The 16018-nt window shown below is 60.1% G+C and carries 15 protein-coding genes; 9 read left to right on the top strand and 6 right to left on the bottom strand.

Annotated elements, in window-relative coordinates:
- Positions 1 to 49 precede the first annotated feature (49 nt).
- From LHL23_RS15010 to LHL23_RS14980, 7 genes are all read left to right on the top strand, one after another.
- A complete protein-coding gene (locus LHL23_RS15010; protein ID WP_222476854.1) occupies positions 50 to 505 on the top strand; it encodes a CopD family protein in 456 nt (151 codons plus the stop codon).
- Positions 506 to 678: 173 nt separating this feature from the next.
- Entirely contained in the window at positions 679 to 1950 is a 1272-nt protein-coding gene (gene rho / locus LHL23_RS15005; protein ID WP_174145217.1) for a transcription termination factor Rho, read from the top strand.
- A gap of 30 nt (positions 1951 to 1980) precedes the next feature.
- Positions 1981 to 3267 carry a tRNA uridine-5-carboxymethylaminomethyl(34) synthesis GTPase MnmE gene (gene mnmE / locus LHL23_RS15000; protein WP_226430483.1) on the top strand — a complete coding sequence of 429 codons (1287 nt, stop codon included), beginning with the start codon at positions 1981 to 1983 and terminating at the stop codon, positions 3265 to 3267.
- 13 nt (positions 3268 to 3280) lie between these two features.
- Positions 3281 to 5155 carry a tRNA uridine-5-carboxymethylaminomethyl(34) synthesis enzyme MnmG gene (gene mnmG, locus LHL23_RS14995; protein WP_226430482.1) on the top strand — a complete coding sequence of 625 codons (1875 nt, stop codon included), beginning with the start codon at positions 3281 to 3283 and terminating at the stop codon, positions 5153 to 5155.
- Positions 5152 to 5769, top strand: coding sequence for a 16S rRNA (guanine(527)-N(7))-methyltransferase RsmG (rsmG, locus tag LHL23_RS14990; RefSeq protein ID WP_226430481.1), 618 nt, complete (start codon positions 5152 to 5154; stop codon positions 5767 to 5769). The genes mnmG and rsmG overlap by 4 nt, the downstream gene beginning before the upstream one ends.
- Complete coding sequence (locus LHL23_RS14985) at positions 5762 to 6571, top strand: ParA family protein (RefSeq protein WP_226430480.1); 810 nt, start codon at positions 5762 to 5764, stop codon at positions 6569 to 6571. Before rsmG ends, LHL23_RS14985 begins: the two co-directional genes overlap by 8 nt.
- 26 nt (positions 6572 to 6597) lie before the next feature.
- Entirely contained in the window at positions 6598 to 7491 is an 894-nt protein-coding gene (locus LHL23_RS14980; protein ID WP_226430479.1) for a ParB/RepB/Spo0J family partition protein, read from the top strand.
- Here the strand turns inward: LHL23_RS14980 and LHL23_RS14975 are convergent.
- Genes LHL23_RS14975 through rph form a run of 4 tightly spaced genes read right to left on the bottom strand, consistent with a single transcriptional unit; the run spans position 7481 to position 10310 of the window.
- Positions 7481 to 7834, bottom strand: coding sequence for a YbaN family protein (locus LHL23_RS14975; RefSeq protein ID WP_174145228.1), 354 nt, complete (start codon positions 7832 to 7834; stop codon positions 7481 to 7483). The two genes, LHL23_RS14980 and LHL23_RS14975, sit on opposite strands and share 11 nt — an antisense overlap.
- A gap of 4 nt (positions 7835 to 7838) precedes the next feature.
- Entirely contained in the window at positions 7839 to 8993 is a 1155-nt protein-coding gene (gene hemW / locus LHL23_RS14970; RefSeq protein WP_226430478.1) for a radical SAM family heme chaperone HemW, read from the bottom strand.
- On the bottom strand, positions 8986 to 9600 hold the full coding sequence (gene rdgB, locus LHL23_RS14965; RefSeq protein ID WP_222476867.1) for an RdgB/HAM1 family non-canonical purine NTP pyrophosphatase: 615 nt from the start codon (positions 9598 to 9600) through the stop codon (positions 8986 to 8988). The genes hemW and rdgB overlap by 8 nt, the downstream gene beginning before the upstream one ends.
- Complete coding sequence (gene rph, locus LHL23_RS14960) at positions 9597 to 10310, bottom strand: ribonuclease PH (protein WP_226430477.1); 714 nt, start codon at positions 10308 to 10310, stop codon at positions 9597 to 9599. Before rph ends, rdgB begins: the two co-directional genes overlap by 4 nt.
- A 143-nt stretch (positions 10311 to 10453) precedes the next feature.
- Between rph and hrcA the strand changes: the two genes are divergently transcribed.
- Both hrcA and LHL23_RS14950 read left to right on the top strand, forming a co-directional pair.
- A complete protein-coding gene (gene hrcA, locus LHL23_RS14955; RefSeq protein WP_222476869.1) occupies positions 10454 to 11518 on the top strand; it encodes a heat-inducible transcriptional repressor HrcA in 1065 nt (354 codons plus the stop codon).
- A 9-nt stretch (positions 11519 to 11527) separates the two neighbouring features.
- Positions 11528 to 12091, top strand: coding sequence for a nucleotide exchange factor GrpE (locus LHL23_RS14950; RefSeq protein WP_222476870.1), 564 nt, complete (start codon positions 11528 to 11530; stop codon positions 12089 to 12091).
- Positions 12092 to 12179: 88 nt separating this feature from the next.
- Here LHL23_RS14950 and mutS read toward each other — a convergent pair whose 3' ends face one another.
- On the bottom strand, positions 12180 to 14810 hold the full coding sequence (gene mutS, locus LHL23_RS14945) for a DNA mismatch repair protein MutS (protein ID WP_226430476.1): 2631 nt from the start codon (positions 14808 to 14810) through the stop codon (positions 12180 to 12182).
- A 102-nt stretch (positions 14811 to 14912) separates the two neighbouring features.
- Entirely contained in the window at positions 14913 to 15746 is an 834-nt protein-coding gene (locus tag LHL23_RS14940) for a flagellin (protein WP_226430475.1), read from the bottom strand.
- Between the last annotated feature and the right edge of the window lie 272 nt (positions 15747 to 16018).

The raw sequence follows: 16018 nt of genomic DNA, 5'->3' as shown, positions 1-16018 counted from the left end.
TATTTCTTTATTTATTAGGGTGGTCCGATCTGACCGGGGAGAACAGCCCATGGACCTGAGCGATCTGATGTTCACGCTCTACCCATATGCCAAGTCGCTGCACATCATGGCGGTGCTCAGCTGGATGGCCGGTCTATTCTATCTCCCCCGTCTGTATGTGTATCACGTGGAGCAGGCAGAGAAGGTTCAGGAGGCTTTGCCGATCTTCCTGACCATGGAAGAAAAGCTTCTCAGGATCATCATGCGCCCGGCAATGTATGTCTCCTGGGCCGCAGGGCTGTTCATCGTGCTGACCCCCGGCATTGTCGACTGGAGCTATCTGTGGCCCTGGACCAAGGGCGTGTCCGTTATCGCGATGACCTGGTTTCATCATTGGCTGCTGTTTCGCCACCGGGATTTCAAAGATGGACGCAATACGCTGACGGGGCGGCAGTTCAGGATGATGAACGAGGTGCCGACGGTCCTGATGGCGGTGATTGTGATCTCGGTCATCTTCAAATTCTGACGCAGCGGTGCTGGGGTGGGGGCTGTGGCTGCGAAACGTTTGCAGCCGGCGTTTGACTCATCTGAAACGAGTCCCTATGTATGGCTCTCAGCGGGCCCGTCCGGGCAACCGTGTTTTCCAAACCTGTCGTGTGACCGACCCCCGGGTAAGCGGGGAGTAGAGGCCGTATCTATATGACCGTGCAATCCCTGAATCTGTCCGATCTCAAGGCGAAAAGCCCAAAAGCGCTGCTGGCGATGGCCGAGGAGCTTGAGATCGAAAACGCCTCGACCATGCGCAAGGGCGAGATGATGTTCCAGATCCTGCGGGAACGCGCGGATGAAGGCTGGGACATCGGCGGCGACGGTGTGCTGGAAGTGCTGCAGGACGGCTTCGGTTTCCTGCGTTCTCCGGAAGCAAACTATCTGCCTGGCCCGGATGATATCTATGTCTCCCCCGACATGATCCGCCAGTATTCCCTGCGCACCGGTGACACGGTCGAAGGCCAGATCAAGGCGCCGTTGGAGACTGAGCGCTATTTCGCGCTGACAAATGTCACCAAGATCAACTTCGAGGAGCCTGAGAAGGCCCGCCACAAGATCGCCTTTGACAACCTGACGCCGCTTTACCCGGATGAGCGCCTGAAGATGGAGATCGAGGATCCGACCATCAAGGACCGCTCTGCCCGGGTGATCGACCTGGTTGCACCGATCGGCAAGGGCCAGCGTTCGCTGATCGTGGCGCCGCCGCGGACCGGTAAAACGGTGATCCTGCAGAACATTGCCCATTCGATCGAAAAGAACCACCCGGAATGCTATCTGATCGTCCTGCTGATCGACGAACGCCCGGAAGAGGTAACGGACATGCAGCGCTCGGTGAAGGGGGAGGTCGTATCCTCCACTTTCGACGAGCCGGCGACACGCCACGTTGCGGTTTCCGAAATGGTCATCGAAAAGGCCAAGCGGCTGGTGGAGCACAAGCGAGATGTTGTGATTCTTCTCGACTCCATCACAAGACTTGGTAGAGCGTTTAACACAGTTGTGCCGTCCTCGGGTAAAGTTCTGACCGGCGGTGTCGATGCAAATGCTCTGCAGCGCCCCAAACGTTTCTTTGGTGCCGCGCGGAATATCGAAGAGGGTGGATCGCTCACCATTATCGCCACTGCGCTGATCGACACCGGCTCGCGCATGGACGAGGTGATCTTTGAAGAATTCAAAGGCACCGGCAACTCGGAGATCGTTCTGGACCGCAAGATTGCCGACAAACGCGTGTTCCCGGCAATCGACATTCTCAAATCCGGCACCCGGAAAGAGGACTTGCTGGTCGACAAGGGCGATCTGGCAAAGACCTTTGTTCTGCGCCGGATCCTGAACCCGATGGGTACCACCGACGCCATCGAGTTCCTGCTGTCCAAGCTGAAGCAGACCAAGTCGAATTCCGAGTTCTTCGACTCGATGAACACCTGATCCGGGCCGGCAAGAGAGAAAGGCCACCCCATGGACACGATCTTTGCGCTGGCCTCCGCACAAGGGAAGGCCGGGGTCGCGGTGATCCGCGTCTCCGGCCCTTTGGCGCTTGCTGCCGGCGCGCAGCTTTGCGGCGGCGATCTGCCGGCGCGGGGCACCAGCCTGCGAATCCTGCAAGACGAATCAGGTGAACGCCTGGACGAGGCTCTGGTCCTGAGCTTTACTGCTCCCAGCAGCTTCACAGGTGAAAATACCGTTGAATTTCAAACACATGGAAGCACAGCGGTTGTTTCCGCCTTGCTTGAAACGCTTGGGCGAATCGATGGGCTAAGGATGGCCGAGCCGGGTGAATTCACCCGCCGCGCCCTGGAAAACGGCAATCTGGATCTGGCACAGGTCGAGGGTCTGGCCGATCTTATAGACGCGGAGACCGAGGCACAGCGCAAGCAGGCGCAAGTTATTCTCGCCGGCGGGCTTGGAAAAGAGGCAGAGGCCTGGCGCGAAAAGTTGATCAGGGCGGCCTCTCTGATCGAAGTAACCATTGACTTCGCAGACGAAGAGGTGCCTGTCGACGTAACACCTGAGGTCACAGCGCTTTTGGCAGAAGTCCAAGCCGGCTTGGACCGGGAGACTGCCGGCGTCAGGATAGCCGAACGGATCCGAACCGGTTTTGAAGTTGCGATCGTCGGCGCCCCCAATGTCGGGAAGTCCACGCTGCTGAACGCGCTTGCCGGCAGGGAAGCCGCCATCACGTCGGAATACGCCGGAACTACCCGGGACATCATCGAAGTCCGCATGGACCTGGCGGGGCTGCCGGTTACCCTGCTCGACACCGCCGGCCTGCGGGATACCGAAGACCATGTTGAGGGGATCGGTATTGCCCTGGCCCGCCGTCGGGCGGAAGATGCTGATCTTCGCGTCTTCCTGGCCGAAGATGGCGAGGTCCTGGATGTCGAAATGCGCCAGGGGGATATCCGGTTGCGTCCAAAGGCAGATTTGCGGCCGGACGCCGGCGGCGCAATCTCCGGCCGTTCGGGGCAGGGGGTCGATCGTCTGGTTGATCATGTGTCTAAGGTTCTGAAGGCGCGCTCGGCCCAGGCCGGCATCGCCACAAGGGCCCGCCACCGGGACGCAATGCTGTCCGCTGCTGTCAGCCTCAGAGAAGCGCAGGAAATTCTGAAGCGCGGCCCTGAGTTCTATGATATTGCTGCTGAAGAGATGCGTTCAGCCATCCGGGCCCTTGAAATGCTGGTGGGCCGCATTGGGGTTGAAAATCTCCTGGATGAGATTTTCTCTAGTTTCTGTCTGGGAAAGTGAAGGAGTGTTTCACGTGAAACATTCATCGTACGACGTTGTTGTAGTTGGCGGCGGCCACGCCGGCACCGAGGCTGCTCATGCGTCCGCGCGGATGGGAGCCGCCACCGCACTGGTGACGCTTTACCGGGGCGGTATCGGGGTGATGTCCTGCAATCCGGCCATCGGCGGCCTTGGCAAGGGGCATCTTGTGCGGGAAATCGACGCCATGGACGGGGTGATGGGCCGCGTCGCCGATCGCGCCGGTATTCAGTTCCGCTTGCTGAACCGCCGCAAGGGGCCGGCGGTACAGGGGCCGCGTGCTCAGTCTGACAGAAAAATTTACCGGCAGGAAATGCTGCGTCTGACGGAAGCGCAGCGGGATTTGGATATTGTCGAAGGGGAGGTCACGGACTTCCTCATGGCGGGTGGCCAGGTCGCCGGCGTGATTCTGGCGGATGGCAGCGAGATCCCCGCAAAAGCAGTGATTCTGACATCCGGAACCTTCCTCCGTGGCGTTATTCATATCGGGGATGTGTCCAAACCAGGCGGACGGATGGGGGATAAGCCGTCCGTGAGGCTGGCGGAGCGGCTGGACAGTTTTGAACTGCCGCTGGGCCGGCTGAAAACCGGTACGCCGCCGCGGCTGGACGGGCGCACAATCAATTGGGATATTCTGGACGCTCAGCCCGGCGATGATGATCCGGTGTTCTTCTCATTTCTGACGAAGTCGCTCCAAACTCAGCAGGTATCTTGCGGTATTACCCACACTAACGCGGAAACCCATGAGATTATCCGCCGTAATCTGGGGCGGTCGGCCATGTATGGCGGCCATATTGAGGGGGTCGGGCCGCGTTATTGCCCATCAATCGAGGACAAGATCGTCCGGTTTTCTGACAAGGACTCTCATCAGATATTCCTCGAGCCGGAGGGAGTGTCGGACCACACGGTATACCCGAACGGCATTTCAACCAGCCTGCCGCAGGACATTCAGGAGGCCTATGTCAGGTCGATCAGAGGCCTGGAGAACGCGGTCATCCTGCAGCCCGGTTACGCAATCGAATATGATTACGTCGATCCCCGCGCGCTGCAGTTGGATCTTGCTCTGAAGGATATCCCGGGGCTGTATCTCGCCGGCCAGATCAACGGAACTACCGGTTATGAGGAAGCCGCGGCGCAAGGTCTTGTTGCCGGCCTGAACGCTGCGCTCCGAGCAAAAGGTGAACAACCAGTGACTTTCAGCCGGGCCAATAGCTATATCGGGGTGATGATCGATGATCTCACCACAAACGGTGTCGCCGAGCCATACCGGATGTTTACGTCCCGGGCGGAGTTCCGGCTGTCCCTGCGTGCCGACAATGCAGATCAGAGGCTGACGCCAATGGCGATTGACCTGGGCTGCGTTGGAGAGGAGCGCCGACGCGCCTTTCTGGATAAGAGCGAGCAATTGTCGGCCGCGCGGGAAGTTCTGGAAGCACAGACGTTCACACCGAAACAGATTTCCGAGGCCGGAATACGGATCAATCAAGACGGCAACCGCCGAACCGGGCTGGATGTTCTTGCGTTCCCTGACGTGAGCTTCGAAGATTTGCTGCCGCTTATGCCCGGGTTAAATACCGTTTCTCTGGATATCTGCCGGCAACTCGAGCGTGACGCGCTTTATGCGAACTATATCACGCGCCAGGAACGGGAGGTTTCCGCGCTGAAGCGTGATGAAGGGCACCGGATCCCCGGTGACTTCGTCTATGAGGGGATTGAGGGATTGTCGAATGAGATCCAGCAAAAACTGAAGCAGGCCCGCCCGGAGACACTTGCGCAGGCTGCCCGGATTGAAGGCATGACGCCGGCGGCCTTGGCGCTGATCCTCGCGCGGCTGCGAAAGGACAAGGTCCGGCAGGAGAAATCTGCATGATCAACAGTGGATTGTGGAAGGCGCTCAATGTTTCACGTGAAACAATGGGGCGCCTGGAGCTGTTTGAGGGCGTAATACGGAAGTGGAACCCAAAGATCAACCTCGTATCACGGTCCAGCCTGGAGCACCTCTGGACCCGGCATATAGCTGACTCCGTCCAAATCTTCCGCTGTGCTCCGGCGCCCTCCCGCTGGGTGGATATCGGCAGCGGTGGAGGATTTCCCGGCCTTATCGTTGCTTTGATGGCTGCCGAGGAAGCGCCGGACATGGAAGTGACCCTCATTGAAAGCGATCAGCGGAAATCAGCATTTCTCCGTAGTGCGGCGCGGGAATGTGGCGCAGCCGTCAGGGTTGTTTCCGACCGGATCGAAAAGGTGGATCCTCAGGGGGCAGGGGTCTTGTCGGCGCGCGCCTTGGCGGATCTTTCTGACCTTCTGGAGTTTTCGCAGCGGCATCTTGCGGAGGATGGCGTCGCGCTTTTTCCAAAGGGGCAGAACTGGAAAAAAGAAGTGGATAACGCGCGGCAGCGATGGCGGTTCGAAGTGGAACCCGTTAAAAGTCTGACTGAGCCCGAAGCAGTTATCCTGAAAATCTGGGGAGTTGAACGTGTCTGATTATTCCCGCCCTGAGGGGCCTCGTATCATCGCGGTCGCAAATCAGAAGGGCGGGGTGGGGAAGACAACAACGGCAATTAACCTTGCCGCGGCTTTGGTTGAATGCGGTCTGCGCGTGCTGGTGGTGGACCTCGATCCGCAAGGCAACGCTTCGACAGGATTGGGAATAGAACCGTCTGAGCGGGATCTCACCTCCTATGATCTCCTGGTGGAAGACGCGTCTCTCCAGGACGTTATCCGCCAAACAGAGATCGAGGACCTGTGCATCATACCGGCAACTGTTGATCTGAGTTCTGCAGATATTGAGCTGTTCACCAATGAAAAGCGGAGCTTTCTGCTGCATGACGCGCTAAGGCAAACGGCTATGGACGAATACGACTGGGACTATGTGCTGATCGATTGCCCGCCGTCCCTGAACTTGCTGACTGTCAACGCAATGGTTGCCGCGCATTCTGTCCTGGTCCCTTTGCAGAGCGAGTTTTTCGCCTTGGAAGGGGTGACGCAGTTGATGCTCACCATTCGCGAAGTGCGCCAGTCGGCAAATCCCAATCTTCGGATCGAGGGGATCGTTCTGACCATGTTCGACCGGAGAAACAACCTGTCCCAGCAGGTTGAACAGGATGCCCGGGATAATCTTGGAGACCTTGTGTTCCAGACGAAGATTCCGCGCAACGTCCGGGTCAGCGAAGCCCCGTCTTATGCGCAGCCGGTTCTGAACTATGACACAAACTCCCTCGGCGCACAGGCATACCGGGCTCTGGCAGAAGAACTCCTGAATAAGCATCACAAGATAGCAGCGTAAATGAAGAACACTAACCGGAGGCAACCATGGCAGAGAAAAAGACAAAACCGCGCGGGCTTGGCCGGGGGTTGTCGGCATTGATGGCAGATGTGAACCCTGCGCCAGTAAGCACGCAGGCTGAGGCACCCCGCAATGCAGAAATTCTGGTGCCCATTGAAAATGTGATTGCCAACCCGAACCAGCCGCGCCGGCAGTTCCTGCAGGAAGATCTGGATGATCTGACGGCCTCCATCAAGGAGAAGGGCGTCCTGCAACCGCTGATCGTGCGGCCAAGGCCTGGTGGAAAATACGAGATTGTAGCCGGGGAACGCCGCTGGCGGGCTTCACAGGCTGCCCAGCTGCATGAAGTTCCGGTGCTGATCCGGGACTACTCTGACCTGGAGATGATGGAAGTTGCCATCATCGAAAACATCCAGCGCTCCGATCTGAACGCGATGGAAGAGGCGCAGAGCTACAAGCAGCTGATGGAAAAGTTCGGCCATACCCAGGAAAAGATGGCAGAAGCGCTCGGCAAAAGCCGCAGCCACATTGCCAACCTGGTCCGGCTTTTGCATCTGCCGGAAGATGTCCAGATCCTGGTGCAGGAGCGGAAGTTGTCGGCAGGCCATGCGCGGGCTCTGATCACGTCCGATAATGCTTCGGAACTTGCAACCAAGATTGTGAAAGGCGGCCTGTCTGTCCGTGCGACTGAAGCATTGGTCAAGAAGGATGCCGCGGGTATCCAGTCAGGCGGCGCAAAGAAAGCGCGCAAGGCGCCGGAAAAGGATGCCGACACCCGGGCGCTGGAAGGCGACCTGTCAGCGATGCTGAAAATGAAAGTCTCGATCGACCATAAACCTGGCGGTGAGGCGGGCGCGGTGACGATCAGCTACGAGTCCCTGGATCAGCTGGATGAACTGTGCAATCTGCTCAGCCGTTAGGCCGGGTCCAGATGAAGATAAGCACGGCGGACAGAACCACTGCTTGAATCCCCAGAACGTGACCCGGGGCACCCAGCAGCAGAGACAGGCCAAAGACGGCGGCAATCGACAGGGTTGCCGCCTTTTTTGCGCCCGGCCGGATGGCGCCATGATCGCGCCAATCCATGATCATCGGACCAAACACATTGTGGGCGACGATCCAGTTATGCAGGCGCTCTGAGGAGTTGGCGAAGAAGAACGCCGCGAGCAGCAGGAATGGGACGGTGGGGAGCAGGGGGAGAACAATGCCGATGACGGCCAGAGCGACGCAAAACAGTCCAAGGCCGGCGTAGAGGAAACGCATTGCTTCAATCCATCAAGAGTTCGCGGAGTACCGCATTCAATACCGCGCGGCCCTGGTCAGTCGCGCGAAGCCTCTGGTCAGAGATAGTCACCATACCCATTTGTGCAAGGTCATCCAGCCGGTCTTCCGGTAGTTTGTGGCCTGAAAGCTGGTTGTAGCGTGCCATATCCAGACCTTCGGACAGGCGCATCCCCATCATGAGGTATTCAGCCGCAGCATCTTCCCTGTTCAGAAGCTCGCGCAGGGATTCTCCGCTGCCCTTGCTCACCGCATTCAGCCAGGCCCCGGGCGCCAGATGGGTTTCGGTGGCATAACGCTGGCCATTCAAAGTCAGACGCCCATGGGCGCCCGGGCCGATGCCGGCATAGTCGCCATAGCGCCAGTAGATCAGGTTGTGGCGGGATTCCGCGCCCGGTTTGGCGTGGTTGGAGATTTCATAGCCGGCCATGCCGAACCCGGCGCAGATTTCCTGGGTGGCCTGGTACATGTCCGCGGCGGTGTCATCTTCTGGCAGGCCGCGCAGTTTGCCGCGCGCGTAGCGGTCGCCGAAGGCGGTGCCTTCCTCGATTGTGAGCTGGTAAAGAGACAGGTGGTCAATTGCCATGGAAAGTGCTTCGCGCAGCTCTGCCTGCCAAGCTTCTAATGTCTGTCCCTGGCGCGCGTAGATTAGGTCAAAGCTAACGCGGTCAAAACATTTGCGGGCTACGTCGAAAGCTGCCTTGGCTTCTGCAACGCTATGAATGCGGCCAAGCCGGCGCAGGTCTTCGTCGTTCAGGGCCTGAATGCCCATGGAGATTCGGTTCACGCCTGCGCCGCGGTAGCCTGCAAAGCGTCCGGCCTCGACTGACCCGGGGTTGGCTTCAAGAGAGATCTCTATGTCATTGGCAAAAGGCCAGATTTCACGTGCGCGCTCAATGACTGCGGCCACGGTTTCCGGCTGCATCAGGGAAGGGGTGCCGCCGCCAAAGAAAATGGAGTTCAGAACACGGCCCTGAAGCTGTTCCGAGAGTCTGTCGAGTTCTTGCAGATAGGCACTAATCCATAGGTTCTGGTCTATTTTTGCCGAAACATGGCTGTTGAAATCGCAATAGGGGCATTTGGCCTGGCAAAAGGGCCAATGCACGTAAAGGCCAAAGCCCCCATTGCGCCAGTCATCCACCGAAACAGCCCTGGACGAACTGCGCAACCGCCTTGCCGCGGTGGCTGATCTTGTTCTTCTCCGCCGGGTCCATCTCAGCGCAGGTGACGCTGTAGCCGTCCGGCTGGAACATCGGATCATAGCCGAAGCCGTGCTCTCCCCGGATCGGCCAGACCAGCTGCCCCGGCATCACGCCTTCGAACACCTCGTCGTGGCCGTCTGGCCAGGCAATCACCAGAGTGCAGCGGAACTGGGCAGTGCGGGGAGCTTCAGGGCCGGCCGCGGCCAGTTCGTCGTTGGCGCGGGTCATCGCCAGTTTGAAGTCGCGGCCACTGGGTGTTTCTGCCCAGTCGGCAGTGTAGACCCCGGGCGCGCCGTTCAGTGCGTCGATGGTGATGCCAGAATCATCGGACAGGGCCGGCAGGCCGGTTGCCGCGGCGGCGGCGTGGGCCTTGATGCGGGCATTGCCAACGAATGTATCCTCGGTTTCCTCCGGTTCCGGCAGGTTCATCTCGCCGGCGCCAATGACCTCCACGCCGAAGGGTGCGAGGATTTCGGTGATCTCGTTCAGCTTGCCTTTGTTGTGGGTGGCGACAAGCAGCTTGCCGCCTTCCAGTTTGCGGGTCATCTGCAGGCGGCCTTCTGCATTTCTGCCAGTTCAGTGGTACCCTTGGCTGCCAGATCCATCAGCTGGTTCATCTGATCACGGGAGAAGACGGAACCTTCTGCAGACATCTGCACTTCGATCAGCTTGCCGGATCCGGTCATGATAAAGTTGCCGTCGACGCCGGCTTCGGAATCCTCGGGGTAGTCCAAGTCCAGCACCGGCTGGCCGGCATAGATGCCGCAGGACACGGCAGAAACCGGGTCGATCAGGGGGTCGATCTGAACGTCGCCGGCCTTCATCAGCTTGTTGACGGCCAGACGCAGGGCGACCCAGCCGCCGGTGATCGAGGCGCAGCGGGTTCCGCCGTCGGCCTGCAGCACGTCGCAATCGACGGTGATCTGGCGTTCGCCCAGGGCAACACGGTCGACGCCGGCCCGCAGCGCACGGCCGATCAGGCGCTGGATTTCCACGGTGCGGCCGCCTTGCTTGCCAGAGGCAGCCTCGCGGCGCATCCGGGTATTGGTGGCACGGGGCAGCATCCCGTATTCAGCGGTAACCCATCCGAGACCGGTACCCTTGATAAAAGGCGGCACACGGTCTTCGATGGTGGCGGTGCACAGGACATGGGTGTCGCCGGCCTTGATCAGGCAGGAGCCCTCGGCGTGTTTGGTGAAGCCGGTCTCGATCGAGACAGGGCGCATTTCATTCAGTTCTCGTCCTGAGGGTCGCATGGCACATCCTTTTGCTGTTGGCTTGGGGATATCCCCCGGACGCGGGGCTATGCAAGCCCGATTGACCTTTTCCCGAAGTGCTCTTTAATGACATTTTGGCGCTGGGTTCCTATGTTTAGACTGGAAGAAATGCTGGTAGGCTGATGAGCGATCCGAACAACATTCTGAAGGACCTGAATGACCGCTCCCGGGAGGTGTTCCGGGCTGTGGTGGAGAGCTATCTGGAGAGCGGCGATCCGGTTGGCAGCCGCACCCTGACCCGGTCGCTGAGCGAAAAGGTCAGTGCCGCCACCGTGCGCAACGTGATGCAGGACCTGGAATATCTGGGCCTGCTGGACAGCCCGCATGTCAGCGCGGGCAGAGTGCCCACGCAGATGGGGCTCAGGATGTTTGTTGACGGATTGCTGGAGGTAGGCGACCTCAACGCAAATGACCGCGAGAAGATCGATGCGACGCTTGGCCGGAATGCGGGCGATGTCGGGGGCATGCTGGACCGCGTTGGTGCGGCGCTGTCGGGCGTGACGCAGGGCGCCTCTCTGGTGCTGACACCCAAGCATGAGGCGGAGATCAGGCATATCGAGTTTGTCTCCCTGGCGCATGACAGGGCGCTGGTGGTCCTGGTGTTTTCTGACGGGCATGTGGAGAACCGGCTGTTCACACCGCCGCCGGGGCAGACGCCCAGTTCGATGCGGGAGGCGGCGAATTTCCTGAATGCGCTGATCGAAGGAAAAACGCTGAGCGAGGTGCAACGGCAGATCCAAAAGGAGATCTCGGCCCGGCGTCAGGAAATTGACAGCCTCGCACACGCAATGATTGAAAGCGGGCTGGCGGTTTGGGAGGAAGAAGGCAGCGAACAAGCCAGGCTGATTGTGCGCGGGCGTGCGAATCTATTGGCCGAGACCGGTGCGGCAGAGGAGCTGGAGCGGATCCGCACGCTGTTTGACGATTTGGAACGCAAGCGGGACATCGCCGAATTCCTGGAACTGACCGAGGATGGCGAAGGCGTGCGCATTTTTATCGGGTCGGAGAACAAACTTTTCTCACTTTCGGGTTCCTCTTTGGTGGTGTCTCCCTATATGAACGCGGATCGAAAGATCATCGGTGCGGTTGGGGTGATTGGCCCGACGCGCCTGAATTACGGACGGATTGTGCCGATCGTGGACTACACGGCACAGCTGGTCGGCAAACTGTTGTCCGACCGGAGTTAGAGGTGAAACATGGCAGAGCTCAAGGACGAAGACTTTCTGGACGACATCGCCGCCGCCGAAGCTGAAGAGCTGGCAGCGCAGACCGAGGAATTTGATGATGCCTCGCTGGAAATCGATGCGCTCCGGGCGGAACGGGATGAGCTGAAGGACCGCTTTATGCGGGCGCTGGCGGATGCGGAAAACGCTCGCAAGCGCGGTGACAAGGCACGCCGCGAGGCGGAACAGTATGGCGGTTCGAAACTGGCCCGCGACATGCTGCCGGTCTATGACAACATGAAACGCGCGATCGAAGCGGCAACCGACGAGCAGCGCGAAGTTTCCGCCGCCCTGATCGAGGGCGTGGAACTGACCATGCGCTCGCTGCTGGGGGTGTTCGAGAAGCACGGTATCCGGATTGTGTCGCCGGAAGTGGGCGACAAGTTCGATCCGCAAGTGCACGAAGCGATGTTCGAGGCGCCGGTGCCGGGCACCAAGGCGGGCGACATCATCCAGGTGTCTGCGGAAGGTTTTATGCTGCATGACCGCCTGTTGCGGGCCGCGCAGGTTGGCGTGTCCTCGACGCCGGCCAGCTGACGCGGACAGGCCCTGACGGGCCTGTGCCTACGGCCGGAGTAACTTCTGAAAGATGAAAAGGCAGGTCCGGTTCGGGCCTGCCTTTTTCTTAACCTGCCGCTTCTTTGAGCTTGTAGAGCATCTCCAGCGCTTCCCGCGGGGAGAGGTCGTCGGGATGGATGCCGGCGAGGAGCTCTTCGGCCGGAGAGGGGCCCGCCGGTGCCTTGGGCTGCTGCGGCGGTGCTGCTGCGAAGAGAGGCAGGTCGTCTATCTGGACCTTGGACCCGCCTTCACGGCTGCCTTGTTCCAGCATGTCGAGTACGTCGCGTGCACGTGCAACAACGGAGGCAGGCAGGCCGGCGAGCTGGGCCACCTGGACACCGTAGGACCGGTCGGCAGCGCCTTTGCGCACTTCGTGCAGGAAGATGACCTCGCCCTCCCATTCCTTGACCGCAACGGTGGCGTTGTCGACGCCGTCCAGCTTGGCGGCAAGCTGAGTCAGTTCGTGGTAATGGGTGGCAAACAGCGCGCGGGAGCGGTTCACCTCGTGCAGGTGCTCCAGTGTCGCCCAGGCAATGGACAGGCCGTCATAGGTGGCGGTGCCGCGGCCGATTTCGTCGAGAATCACCAGCGCCCGGTCATCCGCCTGGTTCAGGATCGCGGCGGTCTCGACCATTTCCACCATAAAGGTCGAGCGGCCGCGGGCCAAGTCGTCGGAGGCACCGACGCGGCTGAACAGCTGGCTGACCAGGCCGATATGTGCGGCCTCAGCCGGGACATAGCTGCCCATCTGGGCGAGCAGGGCAATCAATGCATTCTGGCGCAGGAAGGTCGATTTACCGGCCATGTTGGGGCCGGTCAGCAGCCAGACAGCGGCACCGTCCTGCGCTGACAGATCGCAGTCGTTGGCGACGAAGGTCTCTCCGCCTTGCTGGCGCAGGGCCTGTTCCACAACCGGGTGGCGGCCGCCTTCCACGTGAAACGCCCGGCTGTTGTCGACCTTGGGGCGGGTCCAGTTCTCACCGCGGGCCAGGTCGGCCAACCCGGTCAGCAGGTCCAGTTCTGCCAGCCCCCGCGCAGCAGTGTTGAGACGCGCGGCATTGTCCAGAATGGCGCTGGAAAGCCTTGCATAGAGCCGCTTTTCGATCTCCAGCGCCAGGTTGCCTGCATTCAGGATGCGGGTTTCGATCTCGCTCAGCTCTACCGTGGTGAACCGGACCTGGTTGGCTGTGGTCTGTCGGTGGATGTAGGTCTCGTTCAGCGGCGGCGACATCATCTTGTCCGCGTGTGTCGCTGTCGTTTCGATGAAATAGCCCAGCACGTTGTTGTGCTTGATCTTCAGCGAGCCGACGCCGGTGTGTTCTGCGTATTTCTTTTGCATCGAGGCGATGACCGACCGGCCTTCGTCGCGCAGGGTGCGGGCCTCGTCCAGTTCCGGATCATAGCCTGCTGCAATGAAGCCGCCATCGCGGGCCAGCAGCGGTGGTTCTGCCACAAGCGCGGCGTCCAGCAGGGACAGCAGACCGTCGAAGCCTTGAAGATCGGACAAGGCACCTGACATCAGGTCCGGCAGATCCATACCGGAGCAGAGGCCGGCGATCACCTCTGCCTGGGACAAGCCGTTGCGTATGGCGGCCAGATCCCGGGGGCCGCCGCGTTCCAGCGCGAGACGCGAGAGCGCGCGGTCGAGGTCCGGTGTCTTGCGCAGCGCGGTGCGCAGGTCTTCGGCGGTACGCGTATTTTCGACGGTAAAATCCAGGGCAGCCAGCCGCTGGTGGATAGTGCCCAGATTGCGCGAAGGGCTGGACAGCCGCTGTTCCAGCAGACGGGCGCCGCCCGGGGTGACGGTCCGGTCTACGACGGACAGCAGGGAGCCGGCACGGCCGCCGGACAGGGACCGCGTCAGTTCAAGATTGCGGCGGGTGGCGGCGTCGATCTGCACCACCCGCTCCTGAGCCTCCTGCTGCGGCGGCTGCAGCAAAGGCAGTTTGCCCTTCTGGGTGATTTCTAAGTAGTCGATCAGCGCGCCCATCGCCGAGACTTCGGCGCGGGTGAAGGTTCCAAAGCCGTCCAGCGCGCTGACGTTGAACAGGGTGCAGATGCGTTTTTCGGCGGCGGTGCTGTCAAAGCTCGCCTTGCCCAGGGGGGTCAAAGGGATCTTATATTCATCGGCCAGCGGGCGGGTGGCATCATAGCCCGGGCCGTCGGCAACGATCAGTTCCGAAGGTGCAAGGCGGGCCAGTTCCGGAGACAGGCGCACCCGCGCAACCTGCATCACGTGAAATGCGCCGGTGGAGATATCGGCCCAGGCCAGCGCAGCGTCGTCGCGCAGTTCGGAATAGGAGACCAGGAAATTGTGGCGGCGGGCTTCGAGCAGGGAATCTTCGGTCAGGGTGCCGGGGGTCACCAGACGCACCACATCGCGTTTCACAACCGATTTGGACCCACGTTTCTTGGCCTCGGCCGGGCTTTCCAGTTGTTCGCCAACCGCCACGCGGAACCCCTTGCGGATCAGGGTCAGCAGATACCCTTCGGCGGCATGGACCGGCACGCCGCACATCGGGATGTCCTCTCCGTTGTGCTTGCCGCGTTTTGTCAGTGCGATGTCCAGCGCCTCGGCAGCATTGACCGCGTCCTCAAAGAACATCTCGTAGAAATCGCCCATCCGGTAGAAAAGCAGAGCATCCGCATGTGCTTCCTTGATTTCGAGATACTGCGCCATCATGGGCGTTACGGTCATTGGAGGTCCCCCGGGGTCGTCTTTGCAAGACATCTACAATGGGGGGGGGCCGAGGAAAACCCGGATATGGCTGCCGCCAGCGGTCCCGGCGGCAGCCTGCTGTCAGTAGAGATTGCGCAGCGTGTCAGGCATCGTGTTGACGATAGAAAGCGACAGGCTGCTCAGTTGCTGCTGAGACTGCAAGGCCAGCAGCTTGGCCGCGGCCTCTTCAATGCTGGTGTCGATCATCGAACTGACGCCTTGGGTGATGGAGTCCGACAGTTTGCCAACGAATTGCCCTTGGGCAGCAAGCTGATTGGCGCCGGCCCCTAACGCAGCCGAACTGTCGATCGCGTAGGACAGGAAGCCTTCGATCTCACCCAATGCGGCCAGAGCGCTGGCGCCGTCGGTGACCGCGGTGCGGCTGCCGAGGTCAAACTGCGGGCTGCCTTCAAAGTCCACCCCATCAACGCTGAGCGTTGAAAGGCTGCCGCCTCCTGACAGCCCGGACGGGACGATAAGGGAAGTGCCGCCAGCGCCGTCGACGTCGGTTCTCAGGAGGTTTACCCCGTTGAAGCCGGAGGCGGAAATGATCGAATTGATCTTTTCGGTCTTCTTCGCCAGGGCATCTTCGAATTTGCTGAAGTCGCCCATTCCGCTGGCGGCCATCACCGCCAGCGACCGCATTTCTGCCAGTGTTTCGGTAATTTGCTCAGCACCGGCGGAGGCAACCGCCACGGTGGCCTCGCCCAGCGACAAAGTGTCCGAAACTGACCGCAGCCCGGAAAGGTCCGAATTCATCATCTCGGAGATCGCCCAAAGGGCTGCATTATCCTGTGCTGTGTTCACGTTCTGGCCGGTGGATATGCTGTCTTGCACGGTATTCAGCTGGCTATTGACACCCCCCAAAGTCTGCAAGGCGACCATCGCACCGGAATTGCTGTGAAAGCTTATCATTCCTCGCTTTTCCTTTGATCCAAAGCCCGCACTGCGGGCGGACAAACGCCGTTCTGAGCGTTGCCTGCAGGCCGATGAATTCCAGGCCTCAGCGCCACCTGGAACACAGGTGCGCGTTAATACCTATTAATAAATTACAGCATCTGGAGGTCTGCTTTAAGGCGAAAACCTGACGGTATTTATCGTCTTTTGGCCGCTTTTTTCTAAAATCTGGCGATACAGATTCTTGAAACCGCGGATTGAGGGGCGCCGTGCGCTGGGCTAAGACGGTC

Source organism: Leisingera sp. McT4-56, assembly GCF_020514995.1.
GTDB classification, from domain to species: Bacteria; Pseudomonadota; Alphaproteobacteria; order Rhodobacterales; family Rhodobacteraceae; genus Leisingera; species Leisingera aquaemixtae_A.
Note: the sequence above shows the minus strand (reverse complement) of the source record. Positions and strands in the feature narration are given on the sequence as shown.

Excerpts from the sequence above, each read along its gene's own strand:
- LHL23_RS15010 (WP_222476854.1), top strand. The coding sequence starts at position 50 with ATGGACCTGAGCGATCTGATGTTCACGCTCTACCCATATGCCAAGTCG.
- rho (WP_174145217.1), top strand. The coding sequence starts at position 679 with ATGACCGTGCAATCCCTGAATCTGTCCGATCTCAAGGCGAAAAGCCCA.
- mnmE (WP_226430483.1), top strand. The coding sequence starts at position 1,981 with ATGGACACGATCTTTGCGCTGGCCTCCGCACAAGGGAAGGCCGGGGTC.
- rsmG (WP_226430481.1), top strand. The coding sequence starts at position 5,152 with ATGATCAACAGTGGATTGTGGAAGGCGCTCAATGTTTCACGTGAAACA.
- LHL23_RS14980 (WP_226430479.1), top strand. The coding sequence starts at position 6,598 with ATGGCAGAGAAAAAGACAAAACCGCGCGGGCTTGGCCGGGGGTTGTCG.
- LHL23_RS14975 (WP_174145228.1), bottom strand. The coding sequence starts at position 7,834 with ATGCGTTTCCTCTACGCCGGCCTTGGACTGTTTTGCGTCGCTCTGGCC.
- rdgB (WP_222476867.1), bottom strand. The coding sequence starts at position 9,600 with ATGACCCGCAAACTGGAAGGCGGCAAGCTGCTTGTCGCCACCCACAAC.
- rph (WP_226430477.1), bottom strand. The coding sequence starts at position 10,310 with ATGCGACCCTCAGGACGAGAACTGAATGAAATGCGCCCTGTCTCGATC.
- hrcA (WP_222476869.1), top strand. The coding sequence starts at position 10,454 with ATGAGCGATCCGAACAACATTCTGAAGGACCTGAATGACCGCTCCCGG.
- LHL23_RS14950 (WP_222476870.1), top strand. The coding sequence starts at position 11,528 with ATGGCAGAGCTCAAGGACGAAGACTTTCTGGACGACATCGCCGCCGCC.
- mutS (WP_226430476.1), bottom strand. The coding sequence starts at position 14,810 with ATGACCGTAACGCCCATGATGGCGCAGTATCTCGAAATCAAGGAAGCA.
- LHL23_RS14940 (WP_226430475.1), bottom strand. The coding sequence starts at position 15,746 with ATGATAAGCTTTCACAGCAATTCCGGTGCGATGGTCGCCTTGCAGACT.